The sequence below is a fragment of the Salipiger bermudensis genome (assembly GCF_019801965.1).
In the GTDB taxonomy this organism is placed as follows: Bacteria; Pseudomonadota; Alphaproteobacteria; order Rhodobacterales; family Rhodobacteraceae; genus Salipiger; species Salipiger bermudensis_A.
Genome location: NZ_JAHVIA010000001.1, coordinates 1 through 24,339, shown reverse-complemented (window position 1 = coordinate 24,339; position 24,339 = coordinate 1). Strand labels below are relative to the sequence as shown.

General features: G+C 65.5%; 23 protein-coding genes. 20 read left to right on the top strand and 3 right to left on the bottom strand.

Going from position 1 to position 24,339, the window contains the following annotated elements; genetic code table 11:
* Positions 1-366: 366 nt before the first annotated feature.
* Together KUV62_RS00105 and KUV62_RS00100 are read right to left on the bottom strand one after the other, a co-directional pair.
* Entirely contained in the window at positions 367-1,287 is a 921-nt protein-coding gene (locus KUV62_RS00105) for an SDR family oxidoreductase (RefSeq protein WP_222601659.1), read from the bottom strand.
* 41 nt (positions 1,288-1,328) lie between these two features.
* Complete coding sequence (locus tag KUV62_RS00100; protein ID WP_222601658.1) at positions 1,329-2,105, bottom strand: IclR family transcriptional regulator; 777 nt, start codon at positions 2,103-2,105, stop codon at positions 1,329-1,331.
* 89 nt (positions 2,106-2,194) lie between these two features.
* Between KUV62_RS00100 and KUV62_RS00095 the strand changes: the two genes are divergently transcribed.
* The 8 genes from KUV62_RS00095 to KUV62_RS00060 are packed head-to-tail and all read left to right on the top strand — an operon-like array spanning position 2,195 to position 10,513.
* Positions 2,195-3,361, top strand: a complete 1,167-nt coding sequence (locus tag KUV62_RS00095) for an acyl-CoA dehydrogenase family protein (RefSeq protein WP_222601657.1) — start codon at positions 2,195-2,197, stop codon at positions 3,359-3,361.
* A 2-nt stretch (positions 3,362-3,363) separates the two neighbouring features.
* Positions 3,364-3,783, top strand: a complete 420-nt coding sequence (locus KUV62_RS00090; protein ID WP_222601656.1) for a PaaI family thioesterase — start codon at positions 3,364-3,366, stop codon at positions 3,781-3,783.
* Between the two features lie 25 nt (positions 3,784-3,808).
* Positions 3,809-4,189 (top strand): Zn-ribbon domain-containing OB-fold protein, encoded by a 381-nt coding sequence (locus KUV62_RS00085; protein WP_222601655.1) that lies wholly within the window; start codon positions 3,809-3,811, stop codon positions 4,187-4,189.
* Positions 4,186-5,340 carry a thiolase gene (locus tag KUV62_RS00080; RefSeq protein WP_222601654.1) on the top strand — a complete coding sequence of 385 codons (1,155 nt, stop codon included), beginning with the start codon at positions 4,186-4,188 and terminating at the stop codon, positions 5,338-5,340. The genes KUV62_RS00085 and KUV62_RS00080 overlap by 4 nt, the downstream gene beginning before the upstream one ends.
* Complete coding sequence (locus KUV62_RS00075) at positions 5,337-7,457, top strand: acetate--CoA ligase family protein (RefSeq protein WP_222601653.1); 2,121 nt, start codon at positions 5,337-5,339, stop codon at positions 7,455-7,457. The genes KUV62_RS00080 and KUV62_RS00075 overlap by 4 nt, the downstream gene beginning before the upstream one ends.
* On the top strand, positions 7,447-8,310 hold the full coding sequence (locus KUV62_RS00070; RefSeq protein ID WP_222601652.1) for a MaoC/PaaZ C-terminal domain-containing protein: 864 nt from the start codon (positions 7,447-7,449) through the stop codon (positions 8,308-8,310). Before KUV62_RS00075 ends, KUV62_RS00070 begins: the two co-directional genes overlap by 11 nt.
* The gene (locus tag KUV62_RS00065) at positions 8,307-9,068 is read left to right on the top strand and encodes an enoyl-CoA hydratase/isomerase family protein (protein WP_222601651.1); all 762 of its coding nucleotides are present in this window, start codon (positions 8,307-8,309) and stop codon (positions 9,066-9,068) included. Before KUV62_RS00070 ends, KUV62_RS00065 begins: the two co-directional genes overlap by 4 nt.
* Positions 9,062-10,513, top strand: a complete 1,452-nt coding sequence (locus KUV62_RS00060; RefSeq protein WP_222601650.1) for a hypothetical protein — start codon at positions 9,062-9,064, stop codon at positions 10,511-10,513. Before KUV62_RS00065 ends, KUV62_RS00060 begins: the two co-directional genes overlap by 7 nt.
* 70 nt (positions 10,514-10,583) lie before the next feature.
* On the opposite strand, the gene KUV62_RS00055 is transcribed toward KUV62_RS00060, so the two are convergent.
* The gene (locus tag KUV62_RS00055) at positions 10,584-11,510 is read right to left on the bottom strand and encodes a LysR family transcriptional regulator (RefSeq protein WP_222601649.1); all 927 of its coding nucleotides are present in this window, start codon (positions 11,508-11,510) and stop codon (positions 10,584-10,586) included.
* Between the two features lie 182 nt (positions 11,511-11,692).
* Between KUV62_RS00055 and KUV62_RS00050 the strand changes: the two genes are divergently transcribed.
* From KUV62_RS00050 to KUV62_RS00005, 12 genes are all read left to right on the top strand, one after another.
* Positions 11,693-12,823, top strand: coding sequence for a TAXI family TRAP transporter solute-binding subunit (locus tag KUV62_RS00050; protein ID WP_222601648.1), 1,131 nt, complete (start codon positions 11,693-11,695; stop codon positions 12,821-12,823).
* A gap of 73 nt (positions 12,824-12,896) precedes the next feature.
* Positions 12,897-14,849: a TRAP transporter permease gene (locus KUV62_RS00045; protein WP_261395108.1), complete on the top strand. Its 1,953-nt coding sequence runs from the start codon at positions 12,897-12,899 to the stop codon at positions 14,847-14,849.
* A gap of 11 nt (positions 14,850-14,860) precedes the next feature.
* Positions 14,861-15,526, top strand: a complete 666-nt coding sequence (locus KUV62_RS00040) for a 3-oxoacid CoA-transferase subunit A (protein WP_222601646.1) — start codon at positions 14,861-14,863, stop codon at positions 15,524-15,526.
* 11 nt (positions 15,527-15,537) lie between these two features.
* The gene (locus tag KUV62_RS00035; RefSeq protein ID WP_410000831.1) at positions 15,538-16,173 is read left to right on the top strand and encodes a 3-oxoacid CoA-transferase subunit B; all 636 of its coding nucleotides are present in this window, start codon (positions 15,538-15,540) and stop codon (positions 16,171-16,173) included.
* A complete protein-coding gene (locus tag KUV62_RS00030) occupies positions 16,173-17,045 on the top strand; it encodes an HpcH/HpaI aldolase/citrate lyase family protein (protein ID WP_222601645.1) in 873 nt (290 codons plus the stop codon). The genes KUV62_RS00035 and KUV62_RS00030 overlap by 1 nt, the downstream gene beginning before the upstream one ends.
* Positions 17,046-17,095: 50 nt before the next feature.
* Positions 17,096-18,061 carry an NAD(P)H-dependent flavin oxidoreductase gene (locus KUV62_RS00025; RefSeq protein ID WP_222601644.1) on the top strand — a complete coding sequence of 322 codons (966 nt, stop codon included), beginning with the start codon at positions 17,096-17,098 and terminating at the stop codon, positions 18,059-18,061.
* Between the two features lie 12 nt (positions 18,062-18,073).
* Positions 18,074-19,414 (top strand): MmgE/PrpD family protein, encoded by a 1,341-nt coding sequence (locus KUV62_RS00020; RefSeq protein ID WP_222601643.1) that lies wholly within the window; start codon positions 18,074-18,076, stop codon positions 19,412-19,414.
* Between the two features lie 433 nt (positions 19,415-19,847).
* Positions 19,848-21,155, top strand: coding sequence for an ATP-dependent nuclease (locus tag KUV62_RS00015; protein ID WP_261395105.1), 1,308 nt, complete (start codon positions 19,848-19,850; stop codon positions 21,153-21,155).
* Positions 21,156-21,372: 217 nt separating this feature from the next.
* The gene (locus KUV62_RS22650; protein ID WP_261395104.1) at positions 21,373-21,690 is read left to right on the top strand and encodes a hypothetical protein; all 318 of its coding nucleotides are present in this window, start codon (positions 21,373-21,375) and stop codon (positions 21,688-21,690) included.
* A complete protein-coding gene (locus KUV62_RS00010) occupies positions 21,680-22,873 on the top strand; it encodes a UvrD-helicase domain-containing protein (RefSeq protein WP_261395102.1) in 1,194 nt (397 codons plus the stop codon). The genes KUV62_RS22650 and KUV62_RS00010 overlap by 11 nt, the downstream gene beginning before the upstream one ends.
* Positions 22,870-23,016, top strand: a complete 147-nt coding sequence (locus KUV62_RS22645; protein WP_315901550.1) for an ATP-binding domain-containing protein — start codon at positions 22,870-22,872, stop codon at positions 23,014-23,016. Before KUV62_RS00010 ends, KUV62_RS22645 begins: the two co-directional genes overlap by 4 nt.
* A gap of 129 nt (positions 23,017-23,145) precedes the next feature.
* Positions 23,146-24,204 carry a hypothetical protein gene (locus KUV62_RS00005; RefSeq protein WP_222601642.1) on the top strand — a complete coding sequence of 353 codons (1,059 nt, stop codon included), beginning with the start codon at positions 23,146-23,148 and terminating at the stop codon, positions 24,202-24,204.
* The last annotated feature ends 135 nt before the right edge of the window (positions 24,205-24,339 follow it).

The following is a 24,339-nucleotide window of genomic DNA, read 5'->3' as shown; positions in this document are numbered from 1 at the left end:
AAATATCTAGGTGGTCTTTCAGAAATGCTTTGAGGGTATGGGTCGGGAGTTGATCTTCAGTCCCGCGCGAGTGTCTAACGCTGGAGCAATGTGATTGCGCGGAACCAAGCCCGCAGGGCGCCGCGCCGATGTCATGCTGGAAGCATGCCTCCGGCAAGACCCGCCCCCGGGCTGGCGATTTGGTGGGGCCAAGTCCAAGGTGTCGAGGTCTTTCGGACTTGAGGCAGATAAATCGCGAGGTTCATGGCGTCGGAGCGCCACCCAGCGGGCCGGCGATGGCGCGGCGGCGTCGTCCCGAATAGAAAACGCGCCCACAGTTTCCTGAGGGCGCGTTTCGATCTCTTCGAGCTGTTTGAGCGTTCGGTCTTACACCGGATCCCAGCAGAACACGTCCGCAGACACGTCGAGCGGCACGTAGCTCGCCTTCAACGACGGGATCGCGTGGCTGGCGACGCTTTCCACGTCCCAGCCCTCGCCGCGATGGACGGAGCGGGTCGGGCGCGGCTGCGACATCAGGAAGATCTCGTTGTTGCGCACGGCAAAGATCTGGCCGGTGGTGTCGGCGCCCTCGTCCGAGGCGAGGTAGAGCGCCAGCGGGGCGATCTTCTCGGGCTTCATCTCCTTCATGCGGTTCACTCGCTCTTCCTGCTCGGGGCTGTCGACCTTGATCGAGGAGGTCATCCGGCTCCAGGCGAAGGGCGCGATGCAGTTCGACCGGATGTTCCAGCGCTGCAGGTCGAGCGCCAGCGATTTCGACAGCGCCGCAACGCCGAGCTTGGCGGCGGAGTAGTTGGCCTGCGCGAGGTTGCCCACCAGTCCCGAGGTCGAGGTCATGTGGATCAGGCTGCCCGAGCCCTGTTCGCGCATCACGTCGGCGGCGGCGCGGCTGACGTTGAAGGTGCCGTAGAGGTGGACCTTCACCACCGCGTCGAAGTTCTCGTAGGTCATCTTGTGGAAGAACTGGTCGCGCAGGATGCCGGCGTTGTTGACCACCGCGTCGAGCCGGCCGAACGCGTCGGTGGCCTGCTTGACCATCGCCTTGGCACCCTCCGGGTCGGAGACATCGTCGCCATTGGCGACGGCCTTGCCGCCGAGCTTCTCGATCTCGGCCACCGCGTCCTGCGCGGCGGCGCTGGATTCGCGCTGGCCGTCGAGCGAGGCGCCGATGTCGTTGACGACCACAGACGCCCCGGCGCGAGCCGCTTCCATGGCGATGGCGCGGCCGATGCCGCCGCCCGCGCCGGTCACCAGCATGACCTTGCCGTCGAGGGGTTTCATTTCAGACATGTCTCCTCCGTCTTGTCCTGAATGCGTTTCGTGATGGGGTGTCAGTCGCCGGTCCGCAGGCCGAAGACGCCGCGCTCGATCTGCCGCCCGGCCTCGGCGAGCGCCGCGCCGACCCGGTCGAGGCTCTCGTCGGTCTGCTGGCCGGTGATGGTGATGCTGCTCATGCCGAGCCGCGGCACACCCGCCGCATCGACCGAGAGCGCGGCGACGATGTCGAGGCCACGGAACAGGTGGCCGCGATCCTGCGCGGTGCCGCTCTCGCGCGCCGCCTGCACGTCGGCCCAGTAGGTCTCGAACGCCGGCTCGTCCTGCCAGCGCACGCTGTCAAAGCCCTTGCGGGTCTGCGCCTTTGTCAGCCCCATGCGCGCCGCGTAGACCCGGCCGACGCCGCCGGCAAAGACCGGCAGCCGGCTGCTGCGGGCCATCACCGCCTGCACGATGTTGGGGGCGGTGAAGCGGTCGATCAGCACGATGCGCTGGTTGGCGGTGATCTGCCAGAGCGCGATCGCCACCTGATGCTCCTGCGCGATGGCGGTCAGCGTCGGGCGGATCAGGTCGGACGGGTTGGCGCCGAGCAGGGGGGCGGCGAACTCCATCAGTCCCATGCCGATGACATAGGTCTTCGCCTCGGGATCGAAGCTCAGAAGCCCTTCGTGGCTCAGCGTGCGCAGGATGTTGAACGCCGAGGAGACGTTCAGACCGGCCTCGCGGGCGATCTGTGTCGCCCCCATCGGGCGGCCGCTCGCCGCCAGCAGGCGCATGATGATCATCGCGTTCTGAACCGCGGGTACGAGCTTCTGTCCGGTATCGTCGACCATGTCATTCCTCATGGAGAATTGCATTTACCATACAGAATTCATCTGCTAGAGCAAGGGCAGACTGAAGGCATCCCGAGGGAGGAACGAAGATGGCGTCAGGTGTGGATAGCGATGTTTTCGAACAGCTTGTGGCAACCGTGGAGCGATTCGCCCGCGAGCGCCTGATCCCGGCCGAGCACCGGGTCGAGGAGGAGGACGACATCCCCGAAGAGATCGTCACCGAGATGAAGGAGATGGGGCTCTTCGGTCTGTCGACGCCGGAGGAATACGGCGGCATCGGCCTCAGTGTGCCGCAGGAGGCACGCCTGATCGAAACGCTGTGCTACGCCTCGCTGACCTTCCGCTCGCTGATCGGCACCAATGTGGGTATCGGCTCGCAGGGCATTGTCATGGACGGCACGCCGGAGCAGAAAGAGCAATGGCTGCCGGGGGTTGCGAGCGGCGACGTGATCGCGTCCTTCGCGCTGACCGAGCCCGACAACGGCTCCGATGCCGGCGGCATCCGCACCTCGGCCAAGCGTGACGGCGGCGATTTCGTCATCAACGGCACCAAGCGCTACATCACCAACGCGGTGCGCGCCGGCGTGTTCACCGTCTTCGCCCGCACCGATCCCGACAAACCCGGCGCCGATGGCGTCTCGGCCTTCATCGTGCCCGCCGATACGCCCGGCATCACCGTCGCCAAGCCTGATCGCAAGCTCGGCCAGAAGGGCACCAAGACCTCGGACGTGATCTTCGAGAACGTGCGGGTGCCGGAAAGCGCCATAATCGGGGGGCTGGGCAATCTCAACAAGGGCTTCCGCACCGCGATGAAAGTGCTCGACCGGGGCCGCATCCATGTCGGTGCCATGGCGGTGGGGCAGAGCCAGCGCATGCTCGACATCGCCACCGACTACGCGCTCGAGCGCAAGCAGTTCGGCAAGCCGATCGGCGAGCACCAGCTGGTGCAGGGGCTGATCGCCGACTGCCAGGCCGAGCTGCACGCCGCCCGCGCGCTGGTCCGCGCCAGCGCCGACACCTTCGACCGTGAGGGCAAGGCCATCGTCGAGGCCTCCTGCACCAAGTATTTCTGCACCGAGGCCGCCGGCCGCATCGCCGACCGGGCGCTGCAGATCCATGGCGGCGCCGGCTACATGGCGGAGTACGATATCGAGCGGCTCTACCGCGACATCCGCCTGCTGCGCATCTACGAGGGCACCAGCCAGATCCAGCAGCTCGTGATCGCGCGGCGCACGCTGGCGCAGCGGGCGGCGTGAGCATGGGCTCGCATCCGACACGCAGCCTCGAGGAGATGCCTCCGCGCTCGGCCTTCGCCGCGCTTCTCGGCATCGAGGTCGAGACCTGCACCCCGGAGGAGGTGGTGTGCTCGATGCTGGTGACCGAAGCGATGGGCAACCGCAACGGGGTGCTGCATGGCGGCGCGCTGATGGCCATCGCCGACACCGCCGCCGGCACCTCGGCCTTCATCAACAGCCCCGTCGAGGTGTCGAACACCACGGTCGAGGCCAAGACCAATTTCATCCGGCCGGTGCGGGTGGGCGACAGGCTCACCGCGCGCTGCGTCCCGGTCCATGTGGGCCGCATGACGCTGGTGCTGCAGGTGACGCTGACGCGCGGCGACGGAAAGGTCGTCGGCAGCACGTCGCAGACGCACCTGTTCCTGGGCTGGAAAGACTGACCGAACAAAGGAGGAGGGGAGAGAGATGACCGAGACCGATATCTCCAAGCTCGGACCGCAGGCCGCCTACGAGGCGTATCTGGCCGCGGGCCGTTTCATGATCCAGCGCGCCGCCAGCACCGGCGAGTACGTGTTCTGGCCCAAGGTCACGTCGCCGACCGGCGCCACCGATCTAGAATGGGTCGAGGCCAGGGGCACCGGCACGATCTACGCCATCACCGTCAACCGCGCCCGCTCGGGCGCCTACAACGTGGCGCTGGTCGAGCTCGACGAGGGCGTGCGCATGATGTCGACCCTGCCCGGGGTCGAGACCGCCGAGATCGGCGCGCGGGTCAGGGCCCGCATCGAGGACACCGAGGAGGGCCCGCGCGTGGTCTTCGACCTGGCCGGGGAGGATGCGGCATGAGCATGGACAGCATGCGGGGAAAATCCGCCATCGTGGGAATGGCCACCGCCGGCGTCGGCGAGGCGCCGGGCTTCTCGGCGATGGAGCTTCTGGGGCAGGCGGCGGTCAAGGCCGTCAACGATGCCGGGCTCAAGCTGCAGGACATCGACGGCGTCTTCGCCGCGACCTCGAGCCACGCCTTCCCGACCATGAGCGTGGTCGAGTATCTCGGCCTCAAGCCGCGCTTCTTCGACGGCACCAACGTGGGCGGCTCGAGCTTCGAAATGCACCTGCTGCAGGCGACGCTGGCGCTCGAGGCCGGGCTTTGCGACGCGGCGCTGGTCTGCTACGGCTCGAACCAGCGCACCGCCGGTGGGCGCCTCGTCTCGATGAGCGAGCCGCAATGGCACGAGACCCCCTACAAGCCGCGCCACCCGATCACCGCCTACGCGCTGGCGACCAGCCGGCACATGGCTGAGTTCGGCACCAGGCGCGAGGATCTCGCCGACGTGGCGCTGGCGGCGCGCGGCTGGGCCAACCTCAACCCCGAGGCCTTTGCCCGCGGCCCGCTCAGCAAGGACGAGGTTCTGTCGGCGCGGATGATCTCGGACCCGCTGACCAAGTCCGATTGCTGCCTCGTCACCGACGGCGCCGCCGCCTGCGTGCTGGTGCGCGCCGACCGGGCCAAGGATCTGCCGGGCAAGCCGGTCTACTTCATGGGGGCCGGTGGCGCCAATTACCACCGTTCGATCGTGGCGATGCCCGATCTCACCACCACCGCCGCCGCCGAAAGCGGCCCGCGGGCGATGGAGATGGCCGGGGTCAGCCAGAAGGACATCGACGTGGTGATGCTCTACGACGCCTTCACCATCAACACGATCCTGTTCCTCGAGGATCTCGGCTTCTGCCCCAAGGGCGAGGGCGGGCGCTTCGTTCGGGACGGGCGCATTGCGCCGGGCGGCGAGCTTGCGGTCAACACCAATGGCGGCGGGCTCTCCTGCGTGCACCCGGGGATGTATGGCCTGTTTCTGATCGCCGAAGCGGTGGCGCAGATCCGCGGCGAGGCGGGGGAGCGGCAGCAGCAGGATTGCAACATCGCGCTCTGCCACGGCAATGGCGGCACGCTGTCGAGCCAGTGCACGGCGATCCTCTGTTCGGAGGCCGCGCTATGACCGATCTGTCCCTGATCGACGGGCTCATCGCGCCGAAATCCGTAGCCATCATCGGCGCCTCGGAGGATCCGGGCCGCATCGGCGGACGCCCCATCGCGGCGATGCTGAAGGCCGGCTACACGGGCCGGATCCTGCCGGTGAACCCCAAGCGCGACACGGTGCAGGGGCTGCCCTGCTACGCCAGCGTCGATGATCTGCCCGAGGCGCCAGAGGCGGCGCTGATCGCGGTGCCCGCGAAGCTCGTGCCGCAGACCATCGAGGCGCTGGGCCGCAAGGGCTGCAAGGCCGCGACGCTGTTTTCGGCGGGCTTCGCCGAGACCGGCGCTGAGGGCGAGGCGGCGCAGCGGGAGCTCGTCGCGCTCGCCGGCAAGCACGGCATGCGGCTGCTCGGGCCGAACACGCTCGGCGTCTACAACGTCGATATCGGCTATTACGGCACCTTCTCCTCGTCGCTCGACACCGGCTTTCCGCGCCCGGGCAATATCGGCATCGCCAGCCAGTCCGGCGCCTTCGGGGCGCATCTCGGCGCGCTGGCGCGGGATCAGGGGCTGGGCTGCTCGGTGCTCATCACCACCGGCAACGAGGCCGACATCACCGTGGCCGACGCCATCCGCTGGATGGCCGAGAGCGACAGCATCGACGTGATCTGCACCTATATGGAGGCGGTCAACGACGCGCCAGCGCTGCTCGCCGCGCTCGACGTGGCACGCGCCGCCGGCAAGCCGGTTCTGGCGCTGAAATCCGGCCGCTCGGCGGTGGGAGCGCGGGCCGCGGCCTCTCACACCGCCTCGCTCACCGGCGACGCGGTGGTGGCCGACGCTGTGCTCTCGGATCACGGCGCGATCATTTTGCGCGACCCGGAATCGATGATGGATATCGCCTACGCCGCCTCTAAGAAGGTGCTGCCGTCGCAGCACTCGCTCGGCGTGGTCACCGTCAGCGGCGGCGCCGGCATCGTGGCCAGCGACGAAGCCGAGCGCATCGGTCTGCCGATGCCCTCGATGCCCGAGGACGCGCAGGCGAAGCTCCTCGAAGTCCTGCCCTACGCCTCGGCGGTCAACCCGCTCGACTGCACCGCGCAGGCGCTGAACGAGCCGGCGCTGCTCGAGCAATTCACCCGCGCCGGTCTCAAGGAGGGCGGCTATGGCGCCGTGCTCTGCTTCCTGACCTACGTGGCGGGCAGCGAGCGGCTCTCGAAGGTCATTCTCGAGGCGATGGCGCCGCTGCGCGCTGCGTTCCCCGATCGCATCATCGCCTTCTGCGCGCTGGGCGATCCGGAGGTGCTGCGCCGCTACGATGATGCCGGCATCCTGATCTTCAACGATCCCTGCCGCGCGGTGCGCGCGCTCGATGCGGTGCTGCGCCTCGGCGCGGCGCAGGCCTCGACCGCGAAAGCGGCGCCGCCGGAGCCGAAGCCCGTGCAGCTGCCCGTAAGCAGCCCCGACGAGGCCGAGGCCAAGGCGCTGCTCGCCGAGGTGGGTATCAACGCCGCACCCGAAAAGGCAGTGCAGAGCGCGGAGGAGGCCGTCGCCGCCGCCGAAGGCTTCGGCTTCCCGGTGGTGATGAAGATCCTGTCGCCCGACATCCTGCACAAGTCCGATATTGGCGCGGTCAAGCTCAACATCCGCGATGCCGATGGCGTGCGCGCCGCCCATGCCGACATCCTCGCGGCCGCCGCGACCCATGCCCCCGAGGCCCGGGTCAGCGGCGTTCTGGTGGCCAGGCAACTCTCGGGCGGGGTCGAGTGCCTGATGGGCATCAACCGCGACCCGACCTTCGGGCCGGTGGCGGTGTTCGGGCTTGGCGGCATCTTCGTCGAGTTGCTGAACGACGTGGCGCTGCGCGCCTGTCCCTTCGGCCCCGAGACGGCGCGCGAGATGATTCTGTCGATCCGCAGCGCGGCGATCCTGCAGGGCGCACGCGGTGCCGCTCCGGCCGATATCGACGCGCTGGCCGACATGCTCTCGAAGCTCTCGGTCTTTGCCGCCGGCGCCGGTGAGCGGCTGGTCTCGATCGATCTCAACCCGGTGCTCGCGATGCCGGAAGGGCAGGGCGCCTACGCGCTCGACGCCGTCATCGAGCTCGACGCGCAGGAGGTCACAGCCGATGGCCATTGACTATGATCACCTGATGAATTTCGACATCCCGGAAGTGCGACAGAGCTATGGCGCCGAGGAGGTGGCGCGGTTCGGGCTCACCGTGGGCATGGGGCAGGATCCGATGGACCTGCGCCAGCTGGCCTATGTCGGCGCGCTGGCCGACGATGCGCGGGCGATGCCGGCCATCGTCAACGTGCTGGGCCATCCCGGCTTCTGGCTCGGCAACCCCGACACCGGGGTCGATGCGCTGAAGCTGGTGCATGGCGAGCAGGGCATCACGCTCCACCACCCGATCCCGCCCGAGGCGACCATCGTGGGCAAGACCCGCGTCACTGGCATTGTCGACAAGGGCGAGGGGCGCGGCGCGCTGCTCTACTACGAGAAGGAAATCCGCGACGCCGATACCGGTCTGCATCTGGCGACCTGCCGGGGCACCACCTTCCTGCGCGGCGATGGCGGTTTCGGCGGGCCGGACGGCCCGGTGAAGCAGGCGCACACGCTGCCCGAGACCGAGCCGGATCACGTGTTCGACACGCCGACCCGCCCCGAGCAGGCGCTGTATTATCGCTGGAACGCCGACCCGAACCCGCTGCATCTCGATCCGCGCGTGGCCGAGAAGGCGGGCTTCGAGCGGCCGATCCTGCACGGGCTCTGCACCTTCGGCTTCGCGGCGCACGCGCTGCTGGCGGTGATGTGCGACTACGATGCCACGCGCTTCGGCTCGATGGACGCGCGCTTCACCGCCTTCGTCTACCCGGGCGAGACGCTGCGCACCGAGATCTGGAACGACGGCAGCTTCCGCACGCGGGTGCTCGAGCGCGACAAGATCGCCATCGGCAACGGGCTCTTCAAGCGACGGGAGGCGGCATGAGCATCGAGATCAAGACCGACGGGGAGGGGCTCTGCACTCTCATCCTGAACGAGCCAGCGCGGCGCAACCCGATCGGCCATGCGAGGCGTCAGGAGCTGCGCGACGCGCTCGCGGCGGCCGCCACCGATGACGCCGTGCGCGCGGTGGTGCTGACCGGTGCCGGCGGGCATTTCTCGGCCGGGGGCGACATCCGCGATCAGGGCGAGCGCAGTCTCGGCAGCCATCGCGAGCGCTTCGCCGTGGTCGCCGACATGGTGACCCGCATGGCGCGTTTCCCAAAGCCGCTAGTGGCGGCGGTCGAGGGCTGGGCGGCGGGGGGCGGCTTCGCCCTCGCCATGGCCTGCCCGATGGTGGTGGCCTCGCGCGAGGCGCGCTTCACCGCCGCCTTCACCAAGATCGGCCTGATCCCCGACATGGGGCTGCTGAGCACGCTGCCGGCGCGCATCGGCGGCGCGCGGGCGCGTCGGCTGCTGCTCGACAACCGCGTGATCGAGGCGCAAGAGGCGCAGGAGATCGGGCTGGTCGACGGTCTGGCGGATCCCGGCGAAGCGGCCCGCGTCGCGGGCCGGCTGGCGCTCGATGAGGCCGCCGGGGCGCCGCTGCCGCGGCAGTTCATCCTCGACTGGTTCGCCCGCGATCTCGCCGAGGCGCTGGACTACGAGGCGACGCTGCAGCCGATGCTGATCAACAGCGCCGACGCCGCCGAGGGCCGCGCGGCCTTTGCCGAGAAGAGGCGGCCGCAGTTCCGCGGATGCTGACGGCGGGCGGCAGCCTCTCCCCCGGCACGGCCGGCGAGGATGGCAGCGCGAGGTTGCGGCGGGGGCTGATGGCGGCGATCATGCTGGCGGCGCTGGTGCTGGTCTTCGTCGACTCGCAGCTGGTGACCGGCGCTGCGGTGGCCGCGCTGGTGCTCTACCTCGTGCTCGCCCGGCGCCAGTTCGGCTTCGGGACATGGGTGCCGGTGCTGATGGCGCTGGCCGGGCTCGTTGCCGCGCTCTGGCAGGGGATCGACGCGGCGCTGCTGTGGCAGGGCGCCGACCGGATGCTGTTTCTCGCGGCGCTCATCGCCATGCTGGGCACGCTGCGCTCGGCCGCCGCCATCGCCCCCGAGGTGCGTCGTGCCGGGCTCTACGTCACCGGCCAGCCCGCATCGCGGCGCTATCTCGCGATGACCGGGGGCGGCCATCTCTTCGGCGTGCTGATCAATTTCGGCGGGCTGGCGCTGCTGCTCGATCTCGCCACGCGCTCGATGTCGTCGGAGGCGGCGGCGCAGTTGCCACCCGAGGCCCGCGAGGCGCGGCTCAGGCGGATGACCATGGCGGTGGTCCGGGGTTTCTCGCTGATCTCGCTCTGGTCGCCTTTCGGTTTTGCCACCAACGCCATCCTGCTCGCGGTGCCGGGGCTGAGCTACTTCAGCTTCGGCCCGATCGGCTTTGCCATGTCCTTCGTCTTCATCGCGATCGGCTGGCTGTTCGATTTCCTCGACGGACGCCGCTTCCGCCGTCTCGGACTGCCGCGCCCGAGCCCGCCGCCGGGCAGCTGGACCGGCGCCGCGGCGCTGGTCGGGCACGTGCTGGCGCTGGGCACGGCGGTGTTCCTCGTTCACGAGGTCACGCCGCTGAGCTTCCAGCAGGGGCTGATCTGCGCGGTGCCGTGCTACGCGCTGCTCTGGGCCGCCGCCGCGACCCGCCATGCGCCGGGCGGGCCGGCGGGGGGCGTCGCCGAGGCGGCGCGCGCCACCTGGGGGCGGCTCGGCGGGCTGGGCTCGGAGGTCGGCGTCTTCGCCTCGGCGGGCTTCCTGCCGGTGGTGCTGCTGGCGCTGATACCGGCCGAGGAGCTGCGGGCGGCGATCGCTGGGCTCGGGCTCGGCCCGGTGACGCTGGCGCTCGGCATCGCCGTCGCGATCTTCGGGCTGGCGCTGGTCGGGGTGAACCCGATCGTGGTGGCCTCGGTGCTGGGGGCGATCGCATCGCAGCTCGCGGTGCCGGGGCTCAGCGATACCGCCATCGCGCTGGCGATCACCGGCGGCTGGACCGCGGTGATCGGGCTTTCGCCCTTCATCACCACGCTGGTGATCTGCTCGGCCATCGTCGGGCGCAGCACCACGACCATCGGGTTGCGGTGGAACGGCCCCTATTGCCTGGCCATCCTGACGGTCTGGTCGCTGATGCTGGCGGGGCTGATGCTGGGCGGTCTGATCTGATGCATCGCTATAGATGCTTCAGAAGTATGATTGCAGTTTCGAAAATGCCTTTAGGGCATTCTATTCGTATTCAAAGTGTGGTCCCGGGCCATTGGCCGGAGGCAACCATCGCGTGCACCTCGGAGGTGAGGAAATCGGCGAAGCTGGTGGTGAGCCGCGAGCCGGGGCGGTTCAGCGGTGTCATCAGGACCAGCGTGCGGTCGATGGTCCGCCGGACGATTGGGCGGGCGATCAACCGGCCCTCGCGGACGTGGTGGATCACGCTGACCAGCGGCAGGATCGTGGCGCCGAGACCGCGCTCGACGAAGGCGAGCATGGTGGGCAGGATGTCGATCTCGAGCACGACGTTGAGATCGATGCGGTCTTCCTGCGCAATGGCCTCGACCCGTCCGCGCAATCCGTGCTCGGGATTGGGCAGGATGAGAGGCTGCTCGAGCGCGTCCCTTGCATGGATCGGCACGCCGTCGCGCGCGCCTTCGGTATTGGCCGATTGGATCAGGAAAAGCTGTTCCATGATAATCGGTTGCGCCTTGATCGAGGGTGATTTCTGGCCCTCGTAAGCGACCCCCAGATCGATTTTTCCGCGCAGCAGCCAATCCTGCACGTGGCCGCTGAATCCCGAGATGATCCGCAGCTTCACCTCGGGGTAATCCTGCATCGTCCGCTCGATCAGGTGGGTGGCCAGAATCTCTGAAACCGTGGGCGGCAGACCCAGTGTCACGGTGCCCGAGAGAGGGGCGCTATGACCCGAGATATCGCCCGCCAGATCCTCCATCTCCTCCAGGATCGCCTTGGCCCTGCGGGCCAGCCGGATGCCCTCCTCGGTGGGCATGACCCCGCGCCCGTGACGGCGCAGAAGCGACACGCTCAGCTCCTCCTCGAGCGCCTTCACCTGCCTGCTCAGGGCGGGCTGCGCGATGTTCAGGCGCTCGGCCGCAGCGGTGATGCTGCTGAGCTCGACCACCTGGACGAAGTTGCGGAGCTGGCGGAAATCCATTCATGCCTCATCTGTATCTCTGATATGTTTATAATGCATTTGAATCATACGTGCCAGTCAGACACTGTCGCTCATAGGGAGAGAACTGTCCGGCCGGTCGCTGAGAATTCGTGATCGTTGCCCGAGCAAGGCCGCAGGAGGATGCGCCGCCGGACAGGCACTCGCCACACAGGGAGGATTACATGAAGACCAGATTCAAACTCGGGGCCGCCGCCGGTGGCCTGATGGCGCTTTGCGGCCTGAGCGCATCCGCGCAGGAGCTGCCGAACACCATGGTGTGGACGTCCTACGATGTGGGCTCCGCCGGTTACGCGGAAGCCTCGGCCATCGCTGACGCCTTCGGCAAGCAGTTTGGCACCCGTGTCCGCATCCAGCCCTCGGGTAGCGGCATCGGTCGTCTGCAGCCGCTGCTGCAGGGCCGCGCCGACTATGCCTTCCTCGCCACGGAAGCGTTCTTCATGTCCGAGGGTGCGTTCGACTTCGCGACCCCGGAGTGGGGCCCGCGCGAGCTGCGCGCCGTGGCCGGACGCCCGGCGGGCATCACGCTGATCGCCGCCGGGGATGCCGGCATCGAGACCGTGGCGGATGCCCGCGGCAAGCGCATCGCCTTCGTTGCCGGCAACCCGTCGGTCAATGTCAAATGCGAGGCCATCCTGGCCTTCGGCGGGCTCACCCTCGACGATGTCGAGGTGGTGACCTTCCCGACCTACGCCTCGGCCATGTCGTCGATGACGCGCAACGAATCCGACGCCACCTGCACGACGCCGACGACCAGCCAGCTCTACGAACTGGCGGAGAGCCCGCGCGGCATCCACTACGCGCCGCTCGAGGCCGACAACACGGCGGGCTGGGAAGGCCTGCTGAAGGTGCTGCCGATCATGGGGCCGTCCGATGAAGACGTCGCCGCCGGGCTCGAGGAGGGCGAGATCGCCAAGATGGCCGCCTATCGCTACCCGGTGATCACCACCACCGTCGATAAGTCGGCCGACGAGGTCTACGCCTTCATCAAGGGGCTCGACGAGACCTACGATCTCTACAAGGACGGCACCGCGACGATGGCACGCTGGACCCTCGAGAAATCCGGCAAGCCGGCGATCGACGTGCCGTTCCACGAGGGCGCCGTGCGCTACCTCAAGGAGAAGGGCATCTGGACCGAAGAGGACGACGCCTGGAACGAGAAGCGCACCCAGCGCATGAACGCGCTCGTCGAGGCCTGGGACAGCTTCAAGTCCGAGAACGAGGGCCTGTCGGAAGAAGACTTCGCCGCCGCCTGGATGGCGCGCCGCGCCGAGATCGTCGCCGGCCTGAACTGAGCCACCGACCGCTGATCGTGCCCCCGGCGGCTCGTCCGCCGGGGGACAATTCTTGCCAGATCAGGACGAGATCATGGATTCCGAACAGACCACCGCGGCCGCTGCGCCGGAGGCGAGCCCTGCACCCGCACAGCCCGACTCCGCCATCCAGACGGCCATCCGCGCGATCGTGATGGTGCTCGGCGCCCTCGGCGTCACCATGGCGATCAACCAGCAGTTTCTCCTCAATATTTTCGGGTTCCAGCCGCTCGGCAACGCCTATCTCTACTACCTGATCGGCATCTTCCTCGCGCTGTCCTTCCTGACGCTGCCCGCCACCGCCATGAACCCGCGCCGGTTCTGGTGGCTCAACGTGATCCTCGCCATCGCGGCGATGGGCAGCGCCGGCTGGCTGGGCTTCCACGGGCTCGACATCATCCAGAAGGGCTGGGAATACGACGCGCCGCTGGGCGCCGACATTGCCGCCTCGGTGCTGATCGTGCTGGTGCTTGAGGGCGTGCGCCGGGCCGGCGGCCCGATCCTGCTGTTCACCGCGCTGCTCTTCGGGACCTATCCGCTCTATGCCGATTACATGCCGGGCTTCCTCTGGGGCACCGAGTATTCGCTGATCGGCACCGTCCGCGCCCATGTTCTGGGCGTTGAATCGATCATCGGCATCCCGATGCAGGTGGTGGCCGAACTGGTCATCGGCTTCGTGATCTTCGGCTCGGTGCTGGTCGCCACCAAGGGCAGCGATTTCTTCATGGAACTGGCCTCGGCGCTGCTCGGCCACAGCCGTGGCGGGCCGGCCAAGGTCGCCGTGATGGGCTCGGGCATCCTCGGCTCGCTCTCGGGCAGCGTGATCTCCAACATCCTGACCTCGGGGCCGTTCTCGATCCCGACCATGCGCCGGGTGGGCTATCCCTCGCATTACGCCGCCGCCGTCGAGGCCTGCGCCTCCACCGGCGCCACCTTGATGCCGCCGGTGATGGGCACCGTGGCCTTCGTCATGGCCTCCTTCCTCGGCGTGCAATACTCGAGCATCGTCATCGCGGCGGTGATCCCGGCGATCCTGTTCTACGTGGCGCTGCTGTTCCAGGTCGACATGTACGCCGCGCGCCGCGGCCTCAAGGGCCTGCCGCGCAGCGAGACACCGCCGATTTGGCCGGTGCTGAAGACCGGCTGGCCCTACCTGCTGAGCCTTGCCGTGCTGATCTTCGTGCTGATGGGGCTGCGCATGGAAGCGCGCTCGCCCTACTACGCCTCCGTCGTGATGCTGCTCGCAACCGCGTTCCGCAAGGAAACCCGCCTGACCCTCAGCCGCGCCAAGGACCTGCTGCTCGACATTTCCTGCAACATCGCGAGCCTCGTGGCCGTGCTGGCGGGCATCGGGCTGGTGGTCGGCGGCCTCTCCTATACCGGCGTCGCCGGGGCCTTCTCGCGCGAGCTGCTGCTCTATGCCGGTGGCAACACCGCGCTGATGCTGATCGCGGGGGCGGTGACGAGCTTCGTGCTCGGCATGGGGATGACGGTGACGGCCTGCTACATCTTCCTGTCGATCCTGCTGGCGCCGGCGCTGGTGCAGGCCGGGCTCAACCCGATCGCCAGCCACCTCTTCATCCTGTACTGGGGCATGCTGTCCTATATCACGCCCCCGGTGGCGCTGGCGGCGATCACCGCGGCCAACGTGGCGGGCTCCAAGCCGATGAAGACCGGTTTCCACGCCATGCGCCTCGGCATGCCGCTCTTCGTGCTGCCCTTCATCTTCGTCTACGACCCGGCGCTGATCATGGAAGGCAGCTGGCTGGAGATCATCGAACGCGTCGGCCTCACGGTGCTGGCGATCTGGGCGATCACCTCCGCCTTCGAGAGCTGGATCTACAAGGTCGGCCGCATCGGCATCGCCAGCCGCATCGCCTTCGGGGCAGGGGGCATCCTGATCCTCTTCCCCGAGCTCACCACCAGCCTGATCGGGGCGGCGGTGCTGATCGGGGTCATCGTGGTCAACCTCGGCCTTGGCCGTCGCCGCGACACCGTGAAAGCCTGAGGGAGGACCAGATGGACAAGAGTGTCGACGACCTGGCGCGCGCGGTCGCGCCGGTCACCGACGGCGCGTCGGTGATGATCGGGGGCTTCGGCTCCTCCGGGATCCCTTTCGGGCTGATCGATGCCCTGCTCGAGCAGGGCGCCACAGGGCTCACGGTGATCTCGAACAATGCCGGTGCCGGCGAGACCGGCATCGCCAAGCTGCTGAAGGCGGGCCGGGTCGCCAAGGTGATCTGCTCCTACCCGCGCACGCCGGGCTCGATCTGGTTCGAGCAGCGCTTCGAGGCCGGCGAGGTCGAGCTCGAGGTGGTGCCGCAGGGCACGCTGGCCGAGCGCATCCGGGCCGCCGGCGCCGGGCTCGGGGGCTTCCTGACGCCGACCGCCTACGGGACCAAGCTCGCCGAGGGCAAGGAAACCCGTGTGATCGACGGGCGCGGCTACGTGCTCGAGGCCCCTCTGCCGGCGGATTTCGCGCTGATCCGCGCCGATCGCGGCGACAAGTGGGGCAATCTCAACTTCCACGCCACCGCCCGCAACTTCAATCCGGTGATGGCGATGGCGGCGAAACACGCCGTGGCTGAGGTGCGCGAGCTCTCCGATGCACCGCTCGATCCCGAGAGCGTGGTTACGCCGGGGATCTTCGTGAAGGGCGTGGTGGAATACGGGGTGAGACCATGAACGTGATGACGATGAACGCGCTCGACGACGCCCAGCTCGCCGCCCGCGTCGCGCAGGACATCCCCGATGGCTCCTACGTCAATCTCGGGATCGGCAAGCCCACCCATGTCTCGGGCCACGTGCCCGAGGGGCGCGAGGTGATCTACCACTCCGAGAACGGCATCCTCGGCGTCGGCCCGACGCCCGCTTCGGGCACCGAGGACCCGGAGCTGATCGACGCCAGCAAGCGCTATGTCACCGCTGCTCCGGGCGCGGCTTTCTTCGAGCATTCCGACAGCTTCGCGATGATGCGCGGCGGCCATATCGACATCGCCGTGCTCGGTGCCTATCAGGTGGCCGAGAACGGCGATCTGGCCAACTGGGCGACGCTTGACGAAACCTATCCCCCGGCGGTCGGTGGCGCGATGGACCTTGTGGTGGGGGTGCCGAAGATTTTCGTCATGATGCGCCACGTGAACCGCGACGGCAGCCCCAAGCTCCTGAAGCGCTGCACCTATCCGCTCACCGGCCTCGGCGTGGTGAGCCGGGTCTATACCGATCTCGCGGTGCTCGACGTCACGCCCGAGGGGTTCCGCCTCGTCGAGCTCACCCCCGGCAACAGCCTCGACGCGGTGCAGGCCGTGACCGAGGCGCGCATCCTCGCCTGATGGTCCGGGGCGCGCCTGCCGGGCCGCGCACGCGCAAGGCCGCCGAGCCGGTGCCGAGCGCACCGCCGGAACGCAGCCCGTTCTTTCCGCTCTTCGTCTCCGCCGACCGGCCCGACCTGTTCGAGAAGGCCTGCAACGCCGGCGCCGATGCGGTGGTGATCGATTTCGAGGATTCGGTGCCGCCCGAGAGCAAGGCGCTGGTGCGGCGCATCCCGCAGAGCGCGCTGCCGGCGCAGCGCCCGGTGCCGATCTATCTGCGCCTCAACGGCGCCGGCACGCCGTGGTATCGCGATGACGTGGCCTTCGCCCGCGGCGCGGGCTTCGAGGGCGTGGTGCTGCCGAAGGTGGAGAGCGTGGCGCAGCTCTTGGCGCTGCGCGAGGCGCTGGGGGAGGGGCAGACCATCATCGCCCTCATCGAGACCATGCTGGGCCTCAGCCGGGTCGAGGAAATCGCCTGCGCCGCCGACCGGCTGGCCTTCGGCTCGCTCGACATCTGCGAGGATCTGGGCTGCGCCCACACCCGCATGGCGCTCTTGCCGCTGCGCAGTCGCATGGTGCAGGCGGCACGGCTGGCGGGGCGTCCGGCACCGCTCGACGGGGTGACCGTCTCGGTGGTCGACGCGGCGCTGATCTCCGATGAGGCGATGCATGCGGGCGAGCTGGGCTTCGGCGGCAAGTGCCTGATACATCCGCGCCAGATCGCCCCGGCGCGGGCCGGCTTTCGCGCCGAGCAGCCCGATCTCGACTGGGCGCGCAACGTCATCGCCGCGGAGGCCGGAGAACTCACCGCGGCCGACGAGGCAGAGCTCATGCACTCGCCGGTGGTGGCCCGCGCGAGGCGGCTGATGAACCGCGGCAAGGCAGGATTGTAGGCGCGGGCGGCCCCCGGAGCGGGCCCCGCGTCGCGGAAACGGAGAGGACCATGACACAGCAAACCCCCATCGAGGCGCTCGGCACCGGGCTCAGGCTGCCGCTGATCGGCGCGCCGATGTTTCTCGCCTCGGGCGTCGACCTCGTCGTGGCGCAATGCTGCGCCGGGGTGATCGGAACCTTCCCGGCGCTCAACGCGCGGCCCGCCGCGCAGCTCGACGGCTGGCTGACCGAGATCGAGACCCGGCTCGACGCCTATCGCCGCGACACCGGCAAGCCCACCGCGCCCTTCGGCGTCAACCTGATCGTCAACGATTACAACACCCGGCTGGAAGAGGATCTCGCGACGCTCGTGCGCCACGAGGTGCCGCTGGTCATCACCTCGCTCTCGGCACCCGACAAGGTGGTCGAGGCGGTGCATGGCTATGGCGGGCTGGTGTTTCACGACGTGGTCAAGGCGCGCCACGCCCGCCGCGCCGCCCGCGCCGGGGTCGACGGGCTGATCCTCGTCTGTGCCGGGGCCGGCGGCCACGCGGGCACGCTCAGCCCGTTTGCGCTGGTCGAGGAAGTGCGCGCCTTCTGGGAGGGGCCGCTGGCGCTCTCGGGGGCCATCGCCAACGGCCGTTCGATCCTCGCCGCTGAGGCGCTGGGCTGCGATTTCGCCTATGCCGGCACCGTCTTCATCCCCACCGAGGAGGCCATCGCGCCGGAGGCGCACAAGCAGATGATCGTGGAGGCGGGCTCCGACGAGATCCTCTACACGCCGATGTTCTCGGGCACCCATGCCAATTACCTCGTGCCAAGCATCGCGGCGGCGGGTGTCGATCTCGACGAGGCGCGGCTGGCGCAGCCGCGGCGCATGGGCGCCAAGACCGACCCCGACCGCCCGAAGGCGTGGTCGCAGGTCTGGAGCGCCGGCCAGTCGGTCGGCCAGTCGACCGCGCTCGAGCCGACCGCCGCGCTCGTGGCCCGGCTCGAACGCGAATACCGCGCCGCCCGCGCGGCGCTCTGCGGCTGACAGGATCCCACGATGACACTTGCTGAAACGCTCGGCCACTTCGCCGCCGATTGCCCCGCCGACGACCGGGGGATGATGCGCTTCGTCGGCTTCTCGCTGTTCGACTGGGCCACGGTGGGCCTCGCGGGGATCGACGAACCCGTTGCCCGCGCCGCCCGCCGCGTCGCGCTTGCCGACGCGCCGGCACAGGGCGGGGCAACGCTCTTCGGCGGCGGCCAGGCGGCGCCCGCCGCCGCGGCGCTGGCCAATGGCGCCACCAGCCACGCGCTCGACTACGACGACACCCATTTCGGCCATATCGGCCACCCGAGCGTCGCGGTGATCCCGGCGGCGCTTGCGCTGGCCGAAACGCGCGGCGTAGGTGGCACGCAACTGATGCAGGCGCTCGCCGTCGGGCTCGAGACGGCCTGCCGCGTCGGTGCGTGGCTCGGGCGGCCCCACTACGAGGCGGGCTTCCACCAGACCGGCACCTCCGGCGCCTTCGGGGCGACCGCCGCTGCCGGCCGCGTGCTGGGGCTCGACGTGGCGCAGATGGCGCAGGCGCTGAGCCTCGCCGCGACCCGCGCCGCGGGTCTCAAGAGCCAGTTCGGCACCATGGGCAAGCCGCTCAATGCGGGCTTCGCCGCCGAGATCGGGGTCACCTGTGCGCGGCTCGCCGAGGCCGGGGCGGGCTCGACCCCCGAGGCCATCGAGGGCGCACAGGGCTTCGGCCCGACCCATGCCGGCCAGGCCGACGCCACCGCGCTCGAGGGGCTGGGGGACGCCTGGATCTTCCCGGCGATCTCCTACAAGTTCCACGCCTGCTGCCACGGGTTGCACGCCATGCTCGAGGCGCTGCGCAAGGCGCAGGCGGAGGGCATCGCGCCGGAGGCTGTGGAGGCGGTCGAGATCCGCACCCATCCGCGCTGGCTCGCGGTGTGCAACCAGCCCGCGCCCGCGACCGGCCTGCAGGCCAAGTTCAGCTACCGCCTGACCGCGGCGATGAGTCTCGCCGGTCTCGATACCGCCGCGCTCGATGTCTACAGCGATGCCACCTGCGCGCGCCCCGATCTCGTGGCGCTGCGCGACCGCGTGACCGTGGTGGCCGATGCCTCGGTCGACGACACCGCCTCGGAGATCCGCGTCACCACGGGAGGCCAGGTGATCACCGCCGCGCATGACGTGCTGGGCGACAGCGATCCCGAGGTGATCGAGCCGCGCCTGTTGGCGAAATCCGCCACTCTGCTCGGCGACACCCTCAGAGCGAGGCTCTGGGAGGAAGTCTGCCACATCGACCGGACGGGCGGCCCCGCGTCTCTGGCAACGCGGCTCGCGACAGGCGCCGCGAGAGAACCGACCGCCGCCCTGCGATAACGATTCAGGGGGGGGGCAGGGGGCGCTGCCCGGCAGTTGATTGCACTGTGCCTCAGGTTCCTCGCTCCTGTGACACGAGATACGGCGGCGCGGAGGTCAACACCCCGGTTCGCTAGGGTGCTGCGGCTCGATCAGACCGTCGCGCTGCGTACAGTGCATGTCGGGTCTCGTCCCCCAAGCCGTCCTACGTGTCTAGCGCAGCAAGCCCATCAAAGAGCGACACCAAGGGCGGGAAGCGGAAGCTCGCTGCGGACGCGAGGAAAATTCACTTGGTTTGGGAAAGCAGACATCCTTATGGACTTTGCTTCGACAAAGTAGATTTTTGCTTGGCGACTCAATAACACAAATGACATTTTCAACTGGCACTGACCCCTGTAGTCTCGCCCCCAGGCGTGTATCTATCTCATCAATTTGGGCGAAACAGGAATTCTAATTGTACATTCAGCGTCTCAAGATTTCGGGCCTGCGTGGGGTAAAGCACGCAGACATGACTTTTGGCAAACATTCCGTTCTTGTAGGGCCGAACAACAACGGCAAGACAACGATTATTGAGGCTCTTGCCCTGCTGCTGGGAAGAGACCGATTGGTTCGGCGCTTGACTGAACATGACTTTCACAAGAGCAGACCCATCGAAACATCTCGGATCCTAGTCATTGCCACCATCACAGGCTTCCCGGAGAATGATCCAGGGCATAGCCCATCTTGGTTTGCGATCGGTCGCGGAGGCGTTGAGAAGTGGCTCAACCCAAATACAGGCAGCATTGCCGCATCAGCAGACGGTCAGCACACTGAGCTATGTGTTCAGATTGCATTTTCAGCCCGTTTCGATCTCCAGGAACTCGAGGCCGAAACCGTCAGGTTCTTTGTGGATGATGAAGCAACTCTTGGTGATCCATTCCACGAAGACACTGTTGTCACGCCGATCTCCTCGAAGACGCTTCAAGAACTTGGCTTCTTCATGGTCCCCGCGTCCCGAACATGGGACAAATGGATTTCGTTTACTTCAGAGCTGTTTCGGCGTCTCGTTGCAACATTGGGTGGCCTCCCAGCTACTGCTATACGCGATGCAAGAGAACGTCTTTGGGAACCGGAAGCTGGTCAGAAACTAGAAGAACAAGACGGCCTTACAACAATTGTCGAGCAGGCCAATGATGAACTTGGAAAACTCATGCCATCATCGCCAAGGCTTCAACTTCGCATAACGGGGACGGACAGCAATTCAGTCCTCGAAAGCGTCATACCACATTTTGCCCACGGAGAAGGGCCAACACTCCCTTCCGCACGCCAAGGAACAGGTTTGACTTCTTTACAAAGTCTACTATTGCTGATGCAATTTGGAAAGGCCAGAGCAGATGCGAATAGATCATTCGTCCTCGCGGTAGAGGAACCTGAGCTGCACATTCAACCTTCTCAACAAAAGCGGCTCGTCAACCGCCTAAATGCTCTCTGTGATCAGACTATTGTCACTACACACTCACCGCTAGTTGCGGCGATGTTCCCTGTCGAAGCAACTTATTTTGTAAAAAAACGACGATGGACAGATGTCTGTTTCTCCATTGTCAAAGACAGCACCCGCAGGTCCGACCAATCACAAGCAACACCTCTTTTTTGCTTGGCGACAAAATCTAATTGCCGCGCTGATGCATCAGCGTGTTCTGATCCCGGAGGGCATCAGCGATGTCGCTTGGCTAGAGGCGCTTCAAACTGCCTTGGAACTAAGACAAAGTTGGGACTCGCCTGAAGATGAGCAATCCAAGTTCTCGACGTTTGTTGGGGTCGTGCCCACGGACGACGCAAAGATCGCTGAGACGCATGAAGTGGTCAGACGTGTCCATCAAAATTGCGCAATCCTTGTTGACGGCGATCAAGCCGGAAGGGGTTACCTAACGCAATTGAATGCGGCTGATCCATCGCCTAGCGCGGCAATCATATGGCCAACAGATTGGAAAATTGAGCACGTGATCACTTGGATCGCGGAAGCAAACCTTGCACAAGTGTTACCCCAGTTGGCTGGGGCCAATGGCACGGCAATCGGTAGCGCGGCAGAACTTACTGCTTTCCTGGAAGGCAGGAAGTCCTACGCTCCTACACAAGAAATCACCTCGTCAATTCTGATGGGCGAGCCCGCATGCCGCATACGGGCAGCCCTGTTGCTTAATGCACTTTGTGACACTCTACTTGATCCATCAGTCCAGAGTTCTCCGCTTTTTATCCGAGAGACGGAAGACGGTGCTGCGATGCCGACCTTCCGGTTCGAGCCGCTCAATGACATTTGACTTCTTCGAAGGGCCGGCCGGGTCGGGCAAGACCTTCAGCATGGTGGCTCATGCCCGGCAATTGATCGAAAACGATGCTTTGGGTGAAGGTCAATGTATGCTCGCCCTTACCTTTATGAACGGTGCGCGACGGCGGCTGACTTCAAGCCTGAACGCCGAAGCATCATTTAGACGAAGATTTGACTGTCTCACCTTTGACTCTTTTGCTCAGTCGTTGGCCAAACGAAGAAGTGCCAAACTGACCGATGAAATGCGGCGGCAGGCCGAGGGGCTAGGCCAATTCCATGGGCCTTGTTTCTTGGCCAGTGAGCTCCTGAAAGATCCAGAGGTTTGCCGCTGGGTAGCCCGAACTTATCCAATCGTGTTGGTCGATGAGGCTCAAGACCTTGATGTCCATCGGCAAGGGATCGTTCTTAGTTTGAAGGAATGCTGTACGACTGTTGTTGCCGCAGACAGTTTCCAATGCTTGAGCGACGGCCAAGAGACGGCGGAGTTCATCGACCGGTTACTAAGTGCGGGAACCACTCACACTCTGACCCAAAGTCACCGAACGAACAAGGCAGGTTTGCTGGCCGCCGCTTTGGCTGTGAGAAACGGTGAAGATATACGGGCCGTATTGAATGAAGAAGCTATCGGGAAGACTAATAGGGTTCATTGGATCGGCGAAGGTATTGAGCTTGTGGAAGTTCCAGCCACGGTAAGAAATCCAGGACTGCTCGCATGGACTTTGGCATTTCAACTGACACAAGGCTGTAACGACGTTGCATTCCTCACGCCGGACTCGACGAGCGCCATCGTTCGGAACGCAATTAAGATCGCGGGAGAAAGAGAGTGGAAATGGCCTAAGGGCGGGACCTTTGGCCCCTTCTCGATAACGTGGGAAGGTGGCGACAGTGCAATTGAGCGCGAGCTGACTGAGGTAGTAGAATTTCCAGATAGAGCGTCATACGACGAGGTTTGTGCATTATTGGATGAGCACTCGACGCACCCAATGGTCAAAACAGTGAACCGGCGTGTCCGCAGGCTTTATCGGGTGACGGGTCAAGCCGAGTTCGAGAAGTCCCAAATGGTTTCCTTTATCGCCGATGCTGTCAGAACAAACACACGCCTTGGCTTAAAGAAGAGCGCAAAAATCAAGGCTATGTCCATCCATGGAGAAAAAACAGAGAATTCGACAGGGTGATCGTCCTGTGGCCACAATCAGCAACTGGAAGTGACGAGCACAAACGGCGCTTGCTATACAACGCAATGACCCGCGCGAAGAGTCATTGTACAATTATCGTTCTTGGAAATGGGCGGCTGGTTTCATCTCCTTTCGCACCTTGAATAATCAACTCTGACAACGACCAAGCGCTCTGCGCCTAATTGGGTGATAAAAGCGGAGGAGGAGCAGCAAGGCTATTTTTCTCTTGATCAACCAAGCGGCACTTACCAACATTCAAAGCAGGCAAAAAAATGAAAACACGCGGCGAAACCATCACGGAAGATGCAAAGCATACTCTTCACAAACTCAGGGTTCTCACCCATCAATCATTTTCTCGAGCAGATCTATCGGCACTGATCGAACCTTTCACATCCCGCCTTGAATACTACCTAAAATCCGTCGTTTTTCCGACAATGAGTCGCAGAATGGGTCTCAATGATCTTATTGATAATCTCTCATCATTGGGCTTGGCGGCTCCTCACGTGACGTCCCTGCACACACTGCGGCAGCTATACAACAAGTCAAAACACGACCCTGATGTCGATCTAACGTCTCAAGAATGCATCCGTTCGTTTGAAGCTGCTGTCGTTGCTCTTCGAGCGATCACGACACTTGGCATAACTTCGATTGATGCACCTCAAGAGCCAAGCTTTAATACGGTTGTTTATGTTGGTTTCTGGGACCACTACGTTGGCGGAGAAACAGAAGTCGGTTTGTTTTTGCCTAGCAACCATTGGATGGGAACGACGCCCATCAGCACCTTTCATTTACACTGGACGAGTTGGGATCACCTAAAGCCCGCTTTAGCTGATCATCCGCGTTATTCGAGGGGTGAGGAAGCATTGAGCTCGACACTTTGGAAGTCATTTTCCGATGAGGGGGACTTTCTAGACGCGGGTGTTTGGGAGGGGGATGTGAGAGAATTGTTGGAACTACTTTCTACGCATAATGACGAGAGCCTAGAAGAAGCGGTAATTCCGTTTTTGGCGCGCCGGAATAATCTGATCTCAGTCGGCATCGCGCTTGTTTCTGCTGCCGTTGACACCGTCCGCGCTATCCCTACTGCAACTGAGGCGGATCTTCGAGATGGCATCTCTGAACGCGCTAAGACGGAATACGCTGCAGAGGTACAAACCCCTCATGGCCAAATGATACTAGACAGCGTGATTAATTGCGTCGAAAGCATTCCGCACAATGAACGCGCCGCTATCTCGGGGCCTGCATTTCGCATTTACTCAAAAGAGGAAGACGGGGAATTGGATGTCCCAATCAAGCTTGCTGGAACAACGCTGACCTGGCTAGTTTCATAGCAATCGCTAGCTCCGATGACCTGCTCCCCTGAAAAGTCCGCGGTTTGAAGTTAGCCTGTTCTCCAAACGAGGAGACAGACGATGCGGAAAAGCCGTTTTAGCGAAGAGCAGATCATTGGCATCCTGAAGGAGCAC